General features: G+C 59.1%; 15 protein-coding genes, 1 tRNA gene and 1 pseudogene. 5 read left to right on the top strand and 12 right to left on the bottom strand.

Features of this window, described 5'->3' with window-relative positions; genetic code table 11:
• The 7 genes and pseudogenes from SYN63AY4M2_RS00750 to SYN63AY4M2_RS00720 all read right to left on the bottom strand — a co-directional run.
• A pseudogene (locus tag SYN63AY4M2_RS00750) lies at positions 1 to 374 on the bottom strand (RNA-guided endonuclease TnpB family protein); the annotation flags it as partial.
• Positions 375 to 607: 233 nt separating this feature from the next.
• On the bottom strand, positions 608 to 904 hold the full coding sequence (locus tag SYN63AY4M2_RS00745) for a hypothetical protein (protein WP_099834899.1): 297 nt from the start codon (positions 902 to 904) through the stop codon (positions 608 to 610).
• Positions 905 to 1011: 107 nt separating this feature from the next.
• Entirely contained in the window at positions 1012 to 1350 is a 339-nt protein-coding gene (locus tag SYN63AY4M2_RS00740) for a hypothetical protein (RefSeq protein WP_099812128.1), read from the bottom strand.
• A 76-nt stretch (positions 1351 to 1426) separates the two neighbouring features.
• Positions 1427 to 1499 (bottom strand) — tRNA-Ala (locus SYN63AY4M2_RS00735).
• Positions 1490 to 2164, bottom strand: a complete 675-nt coding sequence (locus SYN63AY4M2_RS00730) for a Uma2 family endonuclease (protein ID WP_099883985.1) — start codon at positions 2162 to 2164, stop codon at positions 1490 to 1492. Before SYN63AY4M2_RS00730 ends, SYN63AY4M2_RS00735 begins: the two co-directional genes overlap by 10 nt.
• Before the next feature lie 66 nt (positions 2165 to 2230).
• Positions 2231 to 2611, bottom strand: a complete 381-nt coding sequence (locus SYN63AY4M2_RS00725) for a hypothetical protein (RefSeq protein ID WP_011430270.1) — start codon at positions 2609 to 2611, stop codon at positions 2231 to 2233.
• Positions 2612 to 2839: 228 nt separating this feature from the next.
• Positions 2840 to 3139, bottom strand: a complete 300-nt coding sequence (locus SYN63AY4M2_RS00720; RefSeq protein ID WP_099813185.1) for a ferredoxin — start codon at positions 3137 to 3139, stop codon at positions 2840 to 2842.
• A 483-nt stretch (positions 3140 to 3622) separates the two neighbouring features.
• Between SYN63AY4M2_RS00720 and SYN63AY4M2_RS00715 the strand changes: the two genes are divergently transcribed.
• From SYN63AY4M2_RS00715 to SYN63AY4M2_RS00705, 3 genes are all read left to right on the top strand, one after another.
• Positions 3623 to 5416, top strand: coding sequence for an Ig-like domain-containing protein (locus tag SYN63AY4M2_RS00715; protein ID WP_143597404.1), 1794 nt, complete (start codon positions 3623 to 3625; stop codon positions 5414 to 5416).
• Positions 5417 to 5557: 141 nt separating this feature from the next.
• Positions 5558 to 6751: an RNA-guided endonuclease TnpB family protein gene (locus tag SYN63AY4M2_RS00710; RefSeq protein WP_099887132.1), complete on the top strand. Its 1194-nt coding sequence runs from the start codon at positions 5558 to 5560 to the stop codon at positions 6749 to 6751.
• A gap of 26 nt (positions 6752 to 6777) precedes the next feature.
• Entirely contained in the window at positions 6778 to 9621 is a 2844-nt protein-coding gene (locus tag SYN63AY4M2_RS00705; protein ID WP_168175096.1) for a tetratricopeptide repeat protein, read from the top strand.
• Here SYN63AY4M2_RS00705 and SYN63AY4M2_RS00700 read toward each other — a convergent pair.
• The 3 genes from SYN63AY4M2_RS00700 to SYN63AY4M2_RS00690 are packed head-to-tail and all read right to left on the bottom strand — an operon-like array spanning position 9608 to position 13222.
• On the bottom strand, positions 9608 to 10804 hold the full coding sequence (locus SYN63AY4M2_RS00700; protein ID WP_099887130.1) for a hypothetical protein: 1197 nt from the start codon (positions 10802 to 10804) through the stop codon (positions 9608 to 9610). The two genes, SYN63AY4M2_RS00705 and SYN63AY4M2_RS00700, sit on opposite strands and share 14 nt — an antisense overlap.
• Positions 10805 to 10825: 21 nt before the next feature.
• Positions 10826 to 11692: an FkbM family methyltransferase gene (locus SYN63AY4M2_RS00695; RefSeq protein ID WP_099887129.1), complete on the bottom strand. Its 867-nt coding sequence runs from the start codon at positions 11690 to 11692 to the stop codon at positions 10826 to 10828.
• 21 nt (positions 11693 to 11713) lie between these two features.
• Positions 11714 to 13222, bottom strand: coding sequence for an FkbM family methyltransferase (locus SYN63AY4M2_RS00690; protein WP_099887128.1), 1509 nt, complete (start codon positions 13220 to 13222; stop codon positions 11714 to 11716).
• A 136-nt stretch (positions 13223 to 13358) separates the two neighbouring features.
• On the opposite strand from SYN63AY4M2_RS00690, the gene SYN63AY4M2_RS00685 reads away from it, so the two are divergent.
• Both SYN63AY4M2_RS00685 and SYN63AY4M2_RS00680 read left to right on the top strand, forming a co-directional pair.
• Positions 13359 to 13955 (top strand): hypothetical protein, encoded by a 597-nt coding sequence (locus tag SYN63AY4M2_RS00685; protein WP_143597403.1) that lies wholly within the window; start codon positions 13359 to 13361, stop codon positions 13953 to 13955.
• A 31-nt stretch (positions 13956 to 13986) separates the two neighbouring features.
• Positions 13987 to 14868, top strand: coding sequence for a hypothetical protein (locus SYN63AY4M2_RS00680; protein WP_099887126.1), 882 nt, complete (start codon positions 13987 to 13989; stop codon positions 14866 to 14868).
• A 54-nt stretch (positions 14869 to 14922) separates the two neighbouring features.
• Here the strand turns inward: SYN63AY4M2_RS00680 and SYN63AY4M2_RS00675 are convergent, their stop codons facing one another.
• Both SYN63AY4M2_RS00675 and SYN63AY4M2_RS00670 read right to left on the bottom strand, forming a co-directional pair.
• Positions 14923 to 16191 (bottom strand): class I SAM-dependent methyltransferase, encoded by a 1269-nt coding sequence (locus SYN63AY4M2_RS00675; protein ID WP_099887125.1) that lies wholly within the window; start codon positions 16189 to 16191, stop codon positions 14923 to 14925.
• A gap of 39 nt (positions 16192 to 16230) precedes the next feature.
• Positions 16231 to 17373 carry an ABC transporter ATP-binding protein gene (locus SYN63AY4M2_RS00670; RefSeq protein WP_099887124.1) on the bottom strand — a complete coding sequence of 381 codons (1143 nt, stop codon included), beginning with the start codon at positions 17371 to 17373 and terminating at the stop codon, positions 16231 to 16233.
• Between the last annotated feature and the right edge of the window lie 16 nt (positions 17374 to 17389).

Genomic DNA, 17389 nt, shown 5'->3' with positions numbered 1-17389 from the left:
ATCTTGAGCTTGAGCCATACTCGCCCACTTATCAGGGTCACACCCACGGCTTGATCGGACTCTCGGTACTTAAAAGTACGCACATCCAAAGTCAGGCTGGTGGGGCGAAACTTGTGGACTTGTTTCACCGCTTTGGCGTTGCTAATCACACGGCGGAGCGCCTGACAGACGTGGTTGGCTTTCAACCCCGTTGCCGCTCTCACTGGCCTATAAACCAAGTGGTGCAGCTTGGCGGTGTTCCAGCAGTTCTTTTGTTTGGCGGTGTCGAGAATCTGGTTGCAAGCATTCGCAAAGCCCTGCAAAGTGCGGTCAATTTCTTGACGCAACTCTTGTGGGACTATCAGCTTGCAACGTACAGAGATGGTCTGGCTCATGGGCTTATTGTAGCTCATCCAGGCTTTGACTAGCAGGCGGGCTTTCCTCCCGGCACCAAGCCTGCGGCTATGGTGCGGGCCTCCAGCCCGAAAATAGGTGAGGCCAGACAAAGTTCCTCTAGATTAATCTAGGTGGGATCCCTTCCTACCCAAAATCCCGCCAATTTCCCCTCTCCCTGAGAGAGAGGGGCTGGGGGTGAGGGCGTCGGCAATGCAGAGCGCTTGGGCCCAAGTTACCGCCGTTCCAAAAAGTCGCGGCGCAGATCCCGAATCTCCTGCCGCATCTCCCGCATCTCTTGGGCCATCTCGTCAGTGCGCCGTTCCAAAGCCTCGGTGCGCCGTTCCAAAGCCTCGGTGCGCCGTTCAATGGCTCGGGTGCGCTCGTCAAAGCGATCCAGCGCCTCGCGGAAAAACTGCGCCAGCATCGCCTGCCCTTCCCGCAGCTCTTGGATCAAAACCTGCTGGTTTTGCTGGGCAGCTTGCAACTCCTGGACGGCCCGAATCAGCCACTGCTCTTGCTCAGGTGTCATGGTTACCAAGGCGCTACAGAACAAGGAAATCCTACCACCCTAAATCTCCTCCTGGGAGAAGGATCCGGGGATGGTTACACTAGCAACGCAGAGCGCTTGGGCCCAAGCTACCGCCGTTCCAAAAAGTCGCGGCGCAGATCCCGAATCTCTTGCCGCATCTCCCGCATCTCTCGGGCCATCTCGTCAGTGCGCCGTTCCAGTGCTTCTGTGCGGCGTTCGATGGCCCGAGTACGCTCGTCAAACCGATCCATTGACTCGCGAAAGAACTGCGCCAGCATCGCCTGTCCCTCCCGCAGCTCTTGGATCAAAACCTGCTGGTTTTGCTGGACAAGACGCAGCTCCTGCTGGGCAGCTTGCAATTCTTTTTGGGAGGCTTGCAGCTCTCTTTGGGAGGCTTGCAACTCTTGGATGGCTTGAATCAGCCACTGTTCTTGCTCGGGCGTCATGGTTACTGAAACACTACAGAATAAGGAAATCCTACCACCCCTCTCCTGCTGGGAGAGGGGCCAGGGGTGAGGGCGATGGAGAGTAGGGAACTCGAATCCCTGACCTCTGCGGTGCGATCGCAGCGCTCTACCAACTGAGCTAACTCCCCGTAGCTTTACCAGAATAACCCGAATCCGCAGCCAAGATCTCCCCCGCCTGCAACTCCAGCTTGGGAAAGACCTTTGAGGATACCGGATCGGATCCCTTCAGCTCCAGCACATCGTACCAGCCTTCATGAAGCAGCAGCAGGCTCACCTTCTCCTCCAAGGGATCCACAACCCAATACTCGCCGATCCCCAAAACGCAATACTCTGCTTGCTTGGCCCGGTAGTCCGCCGCCCGGCTGGATTCGCTCACCACCTCCACCACCAATAGCGGCGGCGGATCCTCCAAGCGAATCAAAGCCTCTCGGGATCCCATCTCCTGCCACTGCTCCAAAGGCAGCACCACCACATCCGGGATCCGCACCGTTTCCCAGCGGTTGCCCCGCGGCGACTGGATCCCCAGGCCGCCCTGGATTGTTGTCCAAGGCAACTGCCGTCTGGCGATCTCCGCCTCAAAAACCTGGCTGAGAAACTTTTGGATCTGGACATGCCGTCCGGTTGGAAGGGCCATGGGCACCAACTCCCCCGCCACCAACTCATAGCGGGTATCGCCGCCATCGGAATACTTGAGGTACTCTGCCAAACTCAGGCGAGCCGTTGTCGATCCAGAAGCAGAAACGGATCCGATCGTCAAAGCCACAGCCACCTCCAAAGGCTGCTCTGCTGCCATCCTAACCCCCCTCTCCCTCAGGGAGAGGGGCTGGGGGTGAGGGCCGGCGCGGAGCACTTGAGGCTGCTACCGCCGTTCCAAAAAATCGCGGCGCAGATCCCTCATCTCCGCTGCCATCTCATCAGTGCGGCGCTCTAGGGCTTCCGTGCGCCGTTCCAAGGCTTCTGTGCGCCGTTCCAGGGCTTCGGTGCGGCGTTCAATAGCGCGGGTGCGCTCGTCAAAGCGATCTAGCGCCTCGCGGAAAAACTGCGCCAGCATCGCCTGCCCCTCGCGCACTTCCTGAATCAGAACCTGTTGATTTTGCTGGCCCGCTTGCAGCTCTCGAATCAAAACCTCCTGGTTTTGCTGGACAAGGCGCAGCTCCTGCTGGGCAGCTTGCAGCTCTTTTTGGGCAGCCTGCAGCTCCTGGACAGCTCGGATTAACCACTCTTCTTGTTCTGGGGTCATCGTCAAAAAGTTCTACAGAGGATAAAAAAATCCTACTCCCCTCTCCCTCAGGGAGAGGGGCTGGGGGTGGTCGCGTTAGCGGCGCGGAGCGCTTGGGCTGGGAGAGGGGCTGGGGGTGAGGGCCGCCGGCGGCGCACAGCGCTTGAGGCTGCCGGAAAGAACCACCCAAAACAAAAACCCCTCTCCCCATGGGAGAGGGGCCAGGGGTGAGGGATCGGAGGTGAGGGCTCAGTACAGCGCTTCTTCTTGGTGGGTGATGATGGTGCAGTCGGAGGTAGGGTAAGCCACACAGGTCAGCACATAGCCCTGCTCGATCTGATCGTCATCCAGGAAGGATTGATCGCTTTGATCCACCGTGCCGCTCACCAGCTTGCCGGCACAGGTCGAACAGGCCCCGGCACGGCAGGAATAGGGCAGCTCGATCCCTTGCTCCTCCGCCACATCCAAAATGTACTCGTCGTCCGGCACATCGATGGTGACGTCCAGGCCCCGCTCTTCGTTGATCAACCGAACTTTGTAGACAGCCATCCTGGTTGGATCTCCAGAAAAAACATCCACTCCTCATCCTGCCACCCTTCTGCCCCGGATCAAGCCCTCTTGGGCCAGGAAATAGGCAAATCTTCGGGTTTTGGGCACTTGGATCCGGGAAAGCCTTGCCAGACAAAGATCCCGGCCATGTCCCACCTCGCCTGCCCTGCTGCAATCCAGCACCCTTGAACCAGGGCTCTCCGAAGCAGCAGCCACCGGATCGTGAGCCACGAGCAAGCTCGTGTTCTCCGTCTGTGACCCAGATCACTCTCATTTCAGCCTGCGAAAAGGAGAAAACCCTTGCCAAAACCGACAAATCTACCTGTATGATTGACGGAGAAACAGACCAACCGCCAAGCGGCGTGTCTGCGTCTCCCCTCGATTGGCCACTCCCCAAAGGGCATAGGTTGCCCTGGGTAAGCCGATCGAGTAAGTTAAGGGAAGTGTTCAGCCAAACCCTGCTTTTTGGTTAAGAGGAGAAACATGAACGGAACAATGCACAAGTGGCTGCTCAAGTCACTCGGGTCTCTGTCTCTGGCTTCGACGGTGGTGCTGCTGCCCATGCTGCTCACCGGTTGCGGCGAAGATAGCTCCGGCACTGCGGTGCCCGTACCGCCCCCGCCCCCGCCGCCAGCTCCCCCGGCTCCCCCGGCTCCTACCCCCACGCCCACGCCTGCGCCGGTGGGCCGTGTTATCAGCATTAGCCCCTCGGACGGCTCTACCAACGTTTCCATCAACACCTCGATTGTCATCCGTTTCAGCGAGCCGGTGCGGGAGGCTCCTTTGAAGCAGGCTCTTGGAATTACTTCCGTAGCGCCGCAAGAGGGGAGGGTGCCGCCGCGAGACATCGCCTTTAACGCCGACCGCACCGAAGTTACCATCACCTTCCGCGAGCCACTGAGCAATGACTCGGTGTATCGGGTTACCATTTCGCGGGCAGTGCCGGACTTGTTTGCTTCCGGGCGCAGTCTGCCGGAAGATTTTGTAGCCACCTTCACCACTGGCAATGTGGCTGTTTCGGGCGGCCCGATCAGCCTGCTGCCGACGCAACTGGCCGCTCTCACCCCAACAGGGCAAGTCTTCTCTAACCCCACCGCTATTCCTGTTGGCTTTGGCATCCGCCGCGCAGGTGCGGCTGAGAACCTGCCGGTGGGGGTTTACGACGACTATCGGGCGGTGCTGTCCTTCCCGATTCCGGCCAGCATTCCGGGCAATGCGGTGGTGCAGGCAGCCCAGTTGACGCTGGTGCAGTTGCCCTCCAACGACTCGGCCACCATTCCTGGTTTTGGCAACCAGGGGCGGGGCTTCTTCTTCCTGGATCCGACACCGCACAACCTGCCGTCCAACAACGTGGTGTTCCAGGAAGTGACCTTGGGTGCGCCCAACAACGTGGTTTCCAGCGACTTCTTTGCGCCGGCTTCTAGCCCCACCTTTGTTGCCCTGAGCATCAACGGCAACGTGTTGGGTGGGGATGTGTCGGCGGGGCCGCGCACGGCGGATGTACGGCCTGGGGTGCAGCGGGCGGTGTCGGCGCCAGGCCCGCGCTTCTACCAGGTGCGGCTGCAGTGCGCCAAGGAGGTGTGGAACAACCAGGCTACCCCTGTGTTCCCCAGTGGCTCCACCTTCGTCACCACCTTCGCCTCCACCTCCTCCATCACCGTCACCAACTCGGTCAGTGGCAGGGCCAGTGGATCTCTTTTCTTCCAGGCGGTGGGTCCCGTCACGGTTGGGGTTACAGGGGCTCGTCAGGGACCGGCAAATAATAATGTCTACACCGTTGCTTTGAACAACCCTGTTACGGTCACGATTGCCTTTTTTCCCATCGACCCCATCACGGTGAGCTTCAGTGCGGCGGGCAGCACCTTCTCGGCCTTCTTGCCCACCAGCAGCACGACCGCTAGCCAAACTGGCCTGGTATTTAGCCAGTTTTTTGGACAGACTATTTCTTTTTCGCTCACCCCCCCACCCCAAGAACTTCCTGACGCCGCCTCAACAACCCTCACAGCAGGCCCTTTAGCAGGTGCCAACCCGCTCTCCCAGACCTTCTCCTACACGGCCAGCGTCTCGACTAGCTTCACCGTCAGCGACGTCATCGCAACCACGTCCACGTCAACGGCAGAAGCGCCAGCTGACACGGCTGGTTTTGAGATCAGCCAGGGGGCTACGGGCACCTGCCGCGCCGAGTTCGACAAAGAGCCGGCTACAGGCACGGGTACTGCCCCCATCACCACGGCTCGCGGGCCACGGCTGGACATTACTTTCACTGTCCCGCGCTAGTCGGCAGGCTGTTTAACCCCTCGGCGGGCCTGAAAGTTCAGGCCCGTTTTTTTCTCGCGAAACTCAGCTAGAAATCGCAGGAGCCCCGCACTGTACCCGTAGGGTCAGTGTCGGGAGGAATGCGGAAGTTATGATAGAACCATGACCCAAGTCCTGACTGTAGCTTGCAAACTCAAGGTGTCCCAGTCGCAAGCCGCCAAATTGGACGCGACAATGGATGCCTTTGTGCAGGCGTTGAACTGGGTCAACCAAAACACACCAGAAAAAGTAGTCAACGCAGTCAAACTCCAATCCCTTTGCTATTACCAGATTCGCGCTCGGTTTGGCTTGTCCAGTAATCTGGCCCAGCAGGTCTGCAGACGGGTGGCAGGCGCTCGCAAAGTGGCGAGACAGCGCAACCGTCCAGTTAAAGAGTTCAAGCGTAGGTTCGTTACCTACGATGCACGTATCTTCTCGTTTCGCGAGAAAGACTGGACAGTGTCGCTTGCCACGGTTGATGGAAGAGAACGCTTTGAGCTAGCCATTGGCAACTACCAGAGGGGAATGCTGGCTGGCTCTAACCCCAAATCGGCCACCCTAGTCCAGCGGAAGGACGGCTCCTACTCCATCCAGATTTGTGTCGAGGCAGAGCCCCCCAAGCAACAGAACACCGACAAGGTGATTGGTGTTGACCTGGGACGGCGAGACATTGCACATACCTCCGAAGGAGACAACTGGAATGGACAGCAGCTGAACAAAGTCCGAGATCACTACTGTCGGTTAAGAGCGTCTCTTCAGCGCAAGGCCAGTAAGGGCACCCGCAGTTGCAGGCGGCGATGCCGTCAACTGCTGCAACGGCTGTCTGGCAAAGAGAGACGCTTTCAAGCTTGGGTGAACCACAGTATCGCTAAGCGCATCGTTAAAGCAGCTCAATCTCTTTCTGCCTGCATTGGGATTGAGGACTTGAGCGGCATTCGAGAACGCACCAATCAACACCCCCGCAGTCGTGAGGAGCGGCGGCGTAGCAATAGCTGGGCGTTCTACCAGCTGCGGCGGTTTATCGAATACAAGGCTGTGAGGGCGGGTGTCAAAGTGGTAGTTGTCCCTGCGGCCTATACCTCGCAGATCTGCCACAAGTGCCCGCATATTCATCCCGACTCCGCTCAATCCTATCGCAAGGGTAAGCAGTTCAAATGCGGGCACTGCGGTTGGGAAGGGGATGCGGATTTTAACGGTGCGAAGGTGATTGCGCTTTTGGGGGCTGCCGTAAACCAGCCTAGAGGTCCGTGGTTGGCTTGCCAACTGCAGGGCTACCGAAAGCCCGCCCTGTACTGCGAAGCAGTCAGGGTCGGGTAGTTTACATGGGTGTAGGATTAGAGGTTATGAAATCTAGAGATCCAGGCCAAGTGACACCCGATGCGCTGATAGCTACTTTGGAAGTGGCCATCCGCCACCACCAGGCGGGGGATCTGCAGCAGGCGGAGGCGGCCTACCGGCAGGTGCTGGCTCTCCAGCCCGACCAACCGGAGGCTCTGCATTTTCTGGGCATCCTCTGCTACCAGACGGGCCGCCTTGAGGAAGCCGCGGCCCACATGGCCAAAGCCACTCAGCTGCGGCCAGAGCAGGCAGCTTTTCACAGCAACTTGGGCGCTGTATATCAAGCGCTGGGCAAGCGGGAAGCAGCCATCGGATGCTACAGCCAAGCGGTGGCTCTGCAGCCCGATTACCTGCAGGCCCTCTTCAACCTGGGCCTCTGCCACTTCCAGCTGGGCCAGTATGACCAAGCCGAGGAGTATTACCGGCGGGCCCTGGCCCTGCAGCCCCAAGATCCTCAGATTTTGACAGATTTGGCCCACATTGAGCGGCAAAAAGGGCGGCTGGCAACGGCCATTGAGCATCTGGAGCAGGCGCTGGCGCTAGAGTTTACCCCAGAGCGGGCGCAAGAACTGGCCGAGCTCTGCCGCGAGGCGGGGCAGTTGGAGCGTTCTGTTGAGCTCTACCGGCAGCTTCTGGAGCAGGATCCGCAGCAAGCGGCCTTGCACAATGGCCTGGGCTTGACCTTGGCAGAGCAAGGGAACTGGGAGGAAGCTATTGCTGCTTTCCGCCAGGCGCTGGAGCTGGATGGGCACTTGGTGGAAGCTCACATCAACCTGGGCACTGCTCTATTGGAGCAGGATCAGCCGGAGGCGGCCATTGAAGCCTATCGGGCGGCTTTGGCGCTGCAGCCGGATCGCCCGCGGGTTTACTTCAACCTGGCCACAGCCTATCGCAAGCTGAAGCAGCCGCAACGGGCGTTGGACTACTACCATGTGGCCATTGGCCTGCAGCCTGAATATGCCGAAGCCTACCGGGGCTTGGCGAGCTTTCTGTCGGATCGCGGGTTGCGCAAGGTGTTCCCTTGCGGCATGGCCGATAGCATGGCCCACCTCAGCCGCGCTCTGGGCGTGCGGCCCGACTTTGCCCAAGCCTACTTTGAGGCCGGCTGCCTGCTGCTGGATCAACTAAGGTTTAAGGAAGCCATCCCCCTACTGGAAGCGGCCCTGGAGCACAAGCCCGATTTTGCCCTGGCCTACAACAACCTGGGCCTGGCCTATCGGCATTTGAACGAGCCGGAAAAAGAAGAGATTCAATATCGGCAGGCGCTGGTGCACGACCCGGAGTTGGGAGAAGCCTACTGCAACTTGGGGCTGTTGTTGCAAAGCCAGCACCGCAACGAAGAGGCCCTGCCGGTTTTGCAGGAAGCGGCCCGCCTCAAGCCGGACTTCCTGGACGTTCACCGGGCCCTGGGATCCGTTTACAAAGAGTTGAACCGCCTAACCGAGGCGCTGGAATCTTTCCAGCGCGCCCTGGAGATCAACCCCGAGGATCCTTCCACCTATGCAGGGTTGGCAGGCACCTTCCTCCAGCAATGCCGCCACGAGGAGGCCATCAAAGCCTATCGCAAGTCGGCCAAGCTGGCGCCGGGGGTGATCGCCTTCCACGGCAACATCCTCATGGGTCTGCACTACGCGCCCGATTTCGATCCCGAAGAGACCCTGCGGGAGCACAAGAAGTGGGGGGATGCCACCCAAGCCTCGGTGGCCCATCTGCGGCGGCCCTACCACCGGGATCGCGACCTAAAGCGGCCTCTGCGCATTGGCTACATCTCCGGTGACTTCAAGCTGCACTCGGTAAGCATGTTCTTTGAACATGTCTATAACCACCACGACCACGAGCGCTTCCAGATCTACTGCTATTCCAACACACCGCACTCAGACATGGTGACCGAGCGGATGAAAGAGAAGGCCGATGGCTGGCGGGATATCTACAAGATCCGCTCCGACGTGGAAGTGGCCGAGCTCATCCACGAGGACAAGATCGACATTTTGGTGGATCTGGCTGGCCACACCGCCTACAACCGCCTGGGGGTGCTGGCGCTCAAACCTGCCCCCATCCAGGTCACCTATCTAGGCTACCCCAACACCACTGGCTTAACCTTGGTGGACTACCGCATCACCGACGCCTATGCCGATCCGCCGGGCATGACGGAGAAATACCACACGGAAAAGCTGATGCGGCTGCCCAAGAGCTTTCTTTGCTACAACCCTGTGGATATTTTCCCGCCGGTTTCCGAGCTGCCGGCCCTCTCGGCGGGCTACATTACCTTTGGCTGCTGCAACAACCCCACCAAAATTACCCCCAACGTGGTGGCCGTGTGGGCGGAGATCCTCAAGCGGCTGCCCAACGCCCGCATCCTGCTCAAAAACATGCGCTACACCGACAGCAGCGTCTGCGAGATCTTCTGGGGGCACTTCGAGCGGCACGGGGTGGATCGGCAGCGGGTGCACCTGGTGGGAGATCGCCGCAGCATTCCAGAGCACCTCCAGATCTACAGCGAGATTGACATTGGCCTAGATCCTTTCCCCTACAACGGCACCACCACCACCTGTGAAACCCTCTGGGGCGGCGCGCCGGTGGTGGTCTTGGCGGGCAACGCTCATGTCTGCCGCGTGGGGGTCTCCATCCTCACCAACGTGGGGCTGCCGGAGCTGGTGGCCCAAACGCCGGAAGAATACGTGGAAATTGCCGTGAACCTGGCCACGGATCTGGAGCGGCTGCGCCATTTGCGCCACAGCCTGCGAGGCATGATGGAGAAATCGCCCCTGCGGGATCCGCAAAGCCATGCTCGCGCTTTGGAGCGGGCCTATCGGCAGATGTGGAAAAACCTGGTGGTCAGCGGCCAGTAAGTTTGCCGCCAGCGGCTGATCCTGGTGATTCCTGGGATTCGCGGGAAGTCTCACCAGGGGGGGCAACCCGGTCAAAGATCTCCCACAGCTTGTCGGCAACGGTTGACCAGCTCAGCTCCTTGGCCTGTTCCAACCCCTTGGCAATGAGGGGAGAGCGTACCGGGTAGCTCTGGATGCGCTGCAAGGCGTCAACCAGCTCTTGAAGAGAGCCTTGGCAGAGCAGGGCTGTCGAGTTCTGCAAGGGATCCTTATCTTTTTTCTCTCCAGAGGCAGTTGCCGACTCCGAGCCGGAGGCATTTGGCTGCTCATCCCGGTAATGCACCACAGGACAGCCGCAGGCCATCGCCTCAAGGGGGCTGCTGGGCCGAAAGGTGGAGTGGAAAACCAGCGCCAGAGCCGAGGAATAGGCGCAGGCAAGCTCGGGATTGTTCAGGCTGAGGTAGCGAATGCCTTGTTTTTGGGGCAGTTGCGCTTTGACGGGATCCACCTCCAGAGGACTGGGAAAGGCAAAGACCAGCTCGGTGCGGGAGAGCCTTTGGCCCTGCAGGATCTCCCAAGCTTGGCTGACAGCCTGGATGCCACGGTAATCAGCCAGCTGTTCGGGCAAGACGGCCAAGAAAAAAGGGCGAGTCAACTGAAACTTGCGGCGAAACTCGGCCATGGCATCGGGAGCAGCCGGCTTGGCCCAGCCTTCAATGGCCGGATAGACCAGCGACATCTGCTCGGGAGGGATCCCGGGGTAGTGGGTTCGGAAGCCAGCAAGCACTTCATCGGAGAAGAAAACGTAGTGGGCAGCAGCCAGGATGGCATTTTTCTTCTCGATGTATTCCGAGTGAAATTGGCTGCCGGCCTCTGCTTCTAGGTCGTAGATGAAGGCGATGGAAGGGGTGGAGATGGGGGTGGTGTAGCCGGTGGAGAGAAACAGCCTGGCCTTGAGCTGGTCGCAGGCGCTCTGCAGGCCGGTGCGATCCTCATCTGCCTCTGCAAAAGCAAAGCGGGGGATCTCGGAAAAAAAAGTTCCCGGTGGCAACCAAGTTTGCCCGCGGGTGAGCACCACAAACTTCGTTGCCTTCTTGGCCTTGACCCACTCTTCAATGAGGCTCAGCCACAGGTAGGACTGATCCAAAAGTGGAGAGCGAGAAAACCCTTCCGACTGCCAGATAACCCCGTCGATGACGATCATCCCCCACCTCGTCTGAGCAATTTAAGAGACATTGAGAGCGGCAAACATCCTGGCCAGGTAGAAGTCTTTGTAGCGGGTTTGGGCAATTTGGTCATGGACGCCCAGGATGAAAGCTACCAGATCGTAGGACAGGTAAATCTCATGCAAAACTACCGCCATAGCCAGCCGCTGGCGCGAGGAAAGCCGACCCAAGTGCATAAAGTTTTTTACGTAAACATAGTCGCACCATAGCACTTGGGTGTAAGGGCGATAGGTTCTGGCTGAAAAGGGCTTGAGGCAGGCGCCAATGTTGCTGGCCATGCCGTGGAGGAGAAAGCCCTCTTCTCTAAGGGCAATATCCACATCGCTAAAAAGAGGCTGGTTTTTGTAGAGGGGTATGTACTCGACTTCTGTTTGGATAACAGTAACACTCTGTAGAGTTTTTCTAGCGCCCCGGATAACATCCAGCTCGGCTCCCTGAACATCCATCTTGAGAAAGTCCACTTCGCCCAGTTCTGGAATGTCATCTAGCCGAGTAGTCTGGACTTCCTCGACCCGAGTTACCCGACAAACTTCCGCCAAGTTCTCAAAATGCTGGGCCAGCTCCTGATCGGGCTCGTAAAGAGAGGAGGTGTAGCCGGCATTGGTGAAATAAAACTTGCGCCGGGATCCATCCCCAATGAAGTAGGGAAAGTACTGCCGTCTGACCTGGTCGGCGCGGGGAGCCTCAGCCAGAGCCCTAGCATTCAGCTTTTCGCATTCTTCTTTTTGGGGCTCAAATCCTATCACTTGAGCATGCCCTTGCTGAACCAGCTTGTCGATATCGCCGACGAGAAACATCGCCCCCACTTCTGCAATTCGGATAAAAGGCATGTCTTTGTCGAGGATCTCGCTAATCGGGAAAGGCATTGTTCTACTCCACAGAAACGGCTAGATTAGACCGGCTTTGCTGACAAGAGAAAAGCGATTCGGATGCACAGCAACCAGGTTGAGCGCAGTTGGCATTTGCACAGAAGCCTGAACAGTGCTCAGATCTTGGATTACCGGGTTATAGACATAAATAAGATAACCCCACTCAGCAAGAAGCTTTGCCGATTCCAAACCGGAAAACTGACCGGTACTTTGATTCTCAAACAAGATCACCGGAGCGCAAGTCTCAATGAGCTTTCTACCGCCCTTCAAAACAGGAACCTCTGCCCCTTCCGCATCGATTTTGACGAGATCAATGTTGGGGCTGCCCTCTGAAATCCATAGCTCATCTAGGGTAACCTGCTGCACCGGACGGGTTTCTTCCACAACCGACATGGGATCCGTAACGATGTGGTTGAAAACGCTGGCCCCTTCGCAAACTAGATAAACCTCGCGAGACTCTTCGCCTACCGCAGCTTCCACAACTTGCACGGATTGGTCGAGCTTGTTTTGAGCGACCGTTGCCTGCAAGCACTGCACACATCCCGGCGTGGGCTCGATGGCATAGACTTTTCCGGCCTTGCCCACACAGCGGGCAAATAGAAAAGTATAAACGCCAACGTTGGCCCCCACGTCAATGGCGTTCATGCCCGGCTTGAGGATTTGCCGACACAGCTCGATTTCACTTTCAAACCAGCGATCTTGAGCCAGGAGGACGAAGGTCACAATGCTTTTAAGATCTGGCTCTAGCCTTAGCTTGTACCCCTCATACTGAGTCCAAATTTCCACACTGGCCACCGCCTCCGAGGCTGGATCTCCGTTAGGAGGCGTTTCTAACTCTTGCTCTGCTGAATCCGGCTCCGCCTTGGAGGGATCCTGCCGCGGAATGTAGCGATCTAGAGCCAGTTGCAGCACTTGCAGGGCCCTGTCCTTCTGCCCAGGGAAATGGTCGGCTATTTTCTGCAGCAAGAAAGCCCCTTCCGGCTGCGCCTGCGCTGCCGCATTCATGGCAACCACCATTTGCGCCTCTAGATCCTCTGGGTCAATGGCTGCAGCCAGCCGCCAGTAGGGCAATGGCTCCGGTCGGTAAACGACTCCGCTGTGGTGGGCTAGCCAACGGGCCAGAGTGTGAAGATAGCGTTCGCGAGGGCCGAGGCGGGAGGTAGCCTTGGAAGAGCGGCGGGCCTTTTTGCCGGCGAAAGCCAAGCGGGGGGGATCCCAAGCGAGCTTGGGCTGGGATCCGGTTAGGCCCAAGCTGGGATCTTCTAGGTAACGCTGGGTCAACAGCCGGGAGAGCAGCTCTTTTCCCTCTTGGAGGGCCGTGTAGCGGCTTCCCAAGGCCAAAAGGGCATGGAGGCGATTGAACTGGGAGGGGAGATGGTTGGGATCGAGATCCAAACCCTGCCGCCAGGCCGCCAGAGCCATGGCCCAAGCCGCACGTCGCTCCCGCGAGGTTTTGGCTTGCTGGGCCTTCAAGCAGTGAGAGATGCCCAGCTCGTTACATTCATCGGCAGTGGTGGGGATCCCCATGGCTTCGCTAACTAAGCTGCTGAATTATCCTACCACCTTGCCGGAGCTGCACTGGGTCTTCTGAACAGGCAGAAGAGAAGGCGGAAAAAGTTTGGTAACCTAGGAGAGCGATGCCGCTTGTGGTTGAGGGATGTTCATGGTACGCCGTTTCCCCGTCTGGATTGCTGCTGCCGCCTTGGCAGGAGGGATCGCCTGTACCCAGGCAGCTCCTGTGCAAGCTCCTGACCAGGTGGTGAAAACGTTTATCGCTGCTGCCGAGAAGGGGGACTGGGGCACGGCAGACAGCTACCTGACGGAGCGCTTCAGCAATGCCCTCCGGCCGGGATCCCTGCCTTCGATTTGGGGCATGGCGGGGAAAAACGTGCAGGTGCGCAACCAAGAGGTGAGCGGGAAGACGGCCTATGTCTGGGTGGAGGGCACCGACTCGCTGGAGGATGCAGCCCAGCGGCTGGGGCTGGATCCCTTGACGTTGCGCAAGTATTTGACCCAGCCGGATCTTGCCGATCCGACCTATCAGCAGTTGGCCCCTCAGTTGGTGGGTCTGCGCCTGGAGGGAGACACGGTGACCTCCCGCGTCAAGATCACCCTCTACCAGCAAGACCGCGGCTGGCGGATTGAGGTGTGGCAGCCGGATAAGCCACCTGCTGCTTCGGGATCCCAGTCGGAAAACCCAGAAGAGACAGAAGCAGCGGATCCCGGTGAAAATTCTGCATCTCCAACCGAGAACCCCTAGGACTGTTACCTACAGGGAGATTGGGGAGGGTGTGGATGTGAGAGCGTGGTTTTTCCTGGTGCTGGCTTTGCTGCCTCTGGGGGGCTGTTGGCAGGCCAAAACGGCTGAAGAAACGCTGCGGGAGTTTGTCCAGGCGGCCAATGCCCGCGATTTTGCCACCGCAGAAGCCCTGCTCACTCCGCGGCTGCTAAAAGGGATCCCTCCTGGAGCCTTGGATCAATCGTGGCCCTCAGCGGAGGAGTTTACCCTCACCCCCATTCAAGCGGTGGGCAATACGGCCATTTTCCGGGTGGAGGCAATCCTGAAGCCAGAAGCGGTGGTGCCGACTTTGCGTTTCCAGTTCACTGCCGAGGAGCTGCAACAATTTTTAACAGACCCGAATCGAGAGGATCCCCGGTTTCGCCCTTTTCGCTCCCAGTTGGGCTTCTACGAGCCTTTGCCGGAGGGTCGGCTGCGCGCAGTTATGGAGGTTACCCTCTATCGCCAGGCTCAAGGGTGGCGGGTGGAGTTGGCTCGGCTGCAGCCTTTAAATACAGAGGTTCTCTACGAGCCAATCAAGTTAGCGGAAGAAGCACAGCCTTTCCAACTAACTGGGACGGTGCGACTTCTCAACCGCAAGGAGGGCTGGATTGGGGTCAACTTGGAAAAAGTCAGCCCCAGCTTGGAGCGCTACGCGGGCACGTGGGTTTCGGTGGTTCCCGCTGAGGAGGTGCAAGTGACTCGCCTTGGCCGCTCTGCCAGCTGGCTGGATCTGCTCCCGGGAGATGTGGTGGAAATGGAAGGCACCGTTCGGTTCGCCGTCAACGTCGATGCGGAAGGGGGGATCCCAGCAGCCATTCGGGCCGAGCAAATCAGGGTGCTGCAGACCCTCACCCCCAGCCCCTCTCCCAGCCCAAGCGCTCCGCGTCGCTAAACGCAAACACCCCCGGCCCCTCTCCCAGGGGGAGAGGGGGGTAGGTTCTTGAACTCAACGCAGCGGCGAGTGCAACAGCACCACCAGCCGCTCTTCCAGGAACTTGAGATTGGCCACCACTTGGTTAAAGGCCTCTTCGGGGGTCCAGTCCATGAGATCTAGGGCCTTGGCCGCCAGGGCCTGCACGGGCACAGGCTCTTCCCCAAAGACGTCGATTAGCCAGCGCACCGAGAAGGGATCGATGACGATGTTGCCTTCGGATCCCGGCCAGCCATTGATGTTGACCGGGCCGTTGTCGCGGATGGCGTTTTCAAAGGCCAGCTTGGCATTGAGACGGATCAACAGGGGATGGGCCTGCACGGAGCCGTTTCGCCATTCTTCCAGGGTAAAAGGGGCTGGTGGGGTGGGGCGAGGATGGCCGCACCAAAAATCGATCAGCCGGGTCAGGTTGGGGAAAATCAGCTCGATAAAGTGCAGCAGCTCCTCTTGGCTGAGCTTTTTGATGTGGCGCAGGGCATAAGGGACAGGCTTGGTGAGGACTCGCTCCAGCTTCCACTGCTGCCAGTTCACCATGCTAATGAACTCCAGCTCCGCCTGGCGCAGCATCTCAAACACCTGGGGCACCGTGAAGCCCTTGTCGCTGCGCAGCAGAAAGTTGGCCAGGATGCCGTTGGTGGTTTTGATGGCGTCTCCCTGCCAGTGGCTTTTGACGAAGCTGCCTTCGTGGAGAGCATCCATCAGCTCCCTGAGGATGGGGACAGCCTTGGCAGCGGGCTCGTCCATCACCCCCAGCAGCTCCATGGCATCCTGCATGTTGAAAATAAACTGGCGCTGGTAAAGGCTGTGGACATTGGTGCGGATGATGCCGTCTGGTTTGAGCACCTGGCGCATGCCTTTCAGCCCCGCCACCGGATCGTCCAGCAGGTAGAGCACGTCATTGCAGGCGATGAAATCGAACTGCTCCCCCAAGGCTTGCAGGTCGGTGATGTCCATCACCTCGAAACGCGCCTCTTTGATCTGGTGGAACTCGAAGCGCTGCCGGGCCATCTCCAGCGATTTCGGCGAGATATCCACCCCAACAAAAGAAGCGCCTGGGTTGGCCGTGGCCAGGACCAGGGTTTCCCAGCCGGAGCCGCAGCCGGCGTTGAGCATCACTTTGCCCTCGGGTTTGACCACCTTGCGCTCTCGTACATAGCAGGCGGTGGTGTAGCTGTTGGCAAACAGGGCAAAGGTATCCGTAACCGTCTGCTCAATGGGGACGTTGGGATAGGGAAATTCGTCAAACTGCGCCTGCACCAACTTCGAGGCAGATTGCTCCGGCATAGGGATCCCTTTTTCTCTGGAGCTTATGGTAGCCAATCCTTAACTGAACAGGGCCTGTGTTGATCCCAGCCGCTCTTCGGTCTGGGGATCAAAAAGGTGGAAGCGATCCATGTCGAAGACCACTTCGGCCCATTGGTTGACGCGCAGCTCGGTGCGGGGATCCACGCGGGCCACAAACTCCTGCTCGGGGAGGATCCCTTCGGGGTCAGCGGCGCTGAGGTGGAGGATGACCTCGCTGCCCATCTGCTCGGCGACCGAGACCTTAGCCCGCACCGGGGCAGGTTGGATCCCTGGGGGCTGGTACTGGGGATCGTGGATGTTTTCTGGGCGGATGCCGAAGATGACCGACTTGCCGACGTATTGCCAATAGGGCTCTGCCTGGTGGGGCGGGATGGCCACGCTGAAGGCGCCGGTATCGACCCAGAGGGTGCCCTCTTGTTCCCGCAGCTTGGCCTGGAAGAAATTCATGGCGGGGCTGCCGATGAACCCGGCCACAAACAGGTTGGCAGGGCGGGTGTAGAGGGTGTGGGGGGTATCCACCTGCTGCAGGCGGCCATCCTTCATGACGGCGATGCGGTTGCCCATGGTCATGGCTTCCACCTGGTCGTGGGTGACGTAGATGAAGGTGGTGCCCAGTTGCATGTGCAACTTGCTGATCTCGGCCCGCGCCTGCACCCGCAGCTTGGCGTCGAGGTTGGAGAGGGGCTCATCCATCAAAAACACCGCCGGGTTGCGCACAATGGCCCGCCCGACGGCCACCCGCTGCCGTTGCCCACCCGAAAGTTCCTTGGGCTTGCGGTGGAGCAGGTGTTCGATCCCCAGCCGCTTGGCCACCCCCCGGACGCGGCTTTCGATCTCTGCTTTGGGCAGGCCGCGCAGCTTGAGGCCAAAGGCCATGTTCTCGGCCACGGTCATGTGGGGGTAGAGGGCATAGGATTGGAAGACCATGGCGATATCCCGATCCTTGGGGGGGATATCGTTGACCACTCGGTCGCCGATGTAGATGGAGCCGGCGCTCACCTCTTCCAGTCCGGCCAGCATGCGCAAAGAGGTGGTTTTGCCGCAGCCGGAGGGACCGACGAAGACGAGAAATTCCCCGTCTTCGATGGCGATGTTCAGGTCGTGGACGGCAGTGGTGTCGCCGTAGCGCTTGGTAACGTGTTCGTAGGTCACGCTGGCCATGCTCTCGCTCCCCAGC

It is taken from the genome of Synechococcus sp. 63AY4M2, from assembly GCF_002760475.1.
In the GTDB taxonomy this organism is placed as follows: domain Bacteria; phylum Cyanobacteriota; class Cyanobacteriia; order Thermostichales; family Thermostichaceae; genus Thermostichus.
The sequence above is the reverse complement of the archived record's forward strand: the minus strand, read 5'-3'. Positions and strand labels throughout refer to the sequence as shown.

Excerpts from the sequence above, each read along its gene's own strand:
- SYN63AY4M2_RS00745 (WP_099834899.1), bottom strand. The coding sequence starts at position 904 with ATGACACCTGAGCAAGAGCAGTGGCTGATTCGGGCCGTCCAGGAGTTG.
- SYN63AY4M2_RS00740 (WP_099812128.1), bottom strand. The coding sequence starts at position 1,350 with ATGACGCCCGAGCAAGAACAGTGGCTGATTCAAGCCATCCAAGAGTTG.
- SYN63AY4M2_RS00730 (WP_099883985.1), bottom strand. The coding sequence starts at position 2,164 with ATGGCAGCAGAGCAGCCTTTGGAGGTGGCTGTGGCTTTGACGATCGGA.
- SYN63AY4M2_RS00725 (WP_011430270.1), bottom strand. The coding sequence starts at position 2,611 with ATGACCCCAGAACAAGAAGAGTGGTTAATCCGAGCTGTCCAGGAGCTG.
- SYN63AY4M2_RS00720 (WP_099813185.1), bottom strand. The coding sequence starts at position 3,139 with ATGGCTGTCTACAAAGTTCGGTTGATCAACGAAGAGCGGGGCCTGGAC.
- SYN63AY4M2_RS00715 (WP_143597404.1), top strand. The coding sequence starts at position 3,623 with ATGAACGGAACAATGCACAAGTGGCTGCTCAAGTCACTCGGGTCTCTG.
- SYN63AY4M2_RS00710 (WP_099887132.1), top strand. The coding sequence starts at position 5,558 with ATGACCCAAGTCCTGACTGTAGCTTGCAAACTCAAGGTGTCCCAGTCG.
- SYN63AY4M2_RS00705 (WP_168175096.1), top strand. The coding sequence starts at position 6,778 with ATGAAATCTAGAGATCCAGGCCAAGTGACACCCGATGCGCTGATAGCT.
- SYN63AY4M2_RS00700 (WP_099887130.1), bottom strand. The coding sequence starts at position 10,804 with ATGATCGTCATCGACGGGGTTATCTGGCAGTCGGAAGGGTTTTCTCGC.
- SYN63AY4M2_RS00695 (WP_099887129.1), bottom strand. The coding sequence starts at position 11,692 with ATGCCTTTCCCGATTAGCGAGATCCTCGACAAAGACATGCCTTTTATC.
- SYN63AY4M2_RS00690 (WP_099887128.1), bottom strand. The coding sequence starts at position 13,222 with ATGGGGATCCCCACCACTGCCGATGAATGTAACGAGCTGGGCATCTCT.
- SYN63AY4M2_RS00685 (WP_143597403.1), top strand. The coding sequence starts at position 13,359 with ATGGTACGCCGTTTCCCCGTCTGGATTGCTGCTGCCGCCTTGGCAGGA.
- SYN63AY4M2_RS00675 (WP_099887125.1), bottom strand. The coding sequence starts at position 16,191 with ATGCCGGAGCAATCTGCCTCGAAGTTGGTGCAGGCGCAGTTTGACGAA.
- SYN63AY4M2_RS00670 (WP_099887124.1), bottom strand. The coding sequence starts at position 17,373 with ATGGCCAGCGTGACCTACGAACACGTTACCAAGCGCTACGGCGACACC.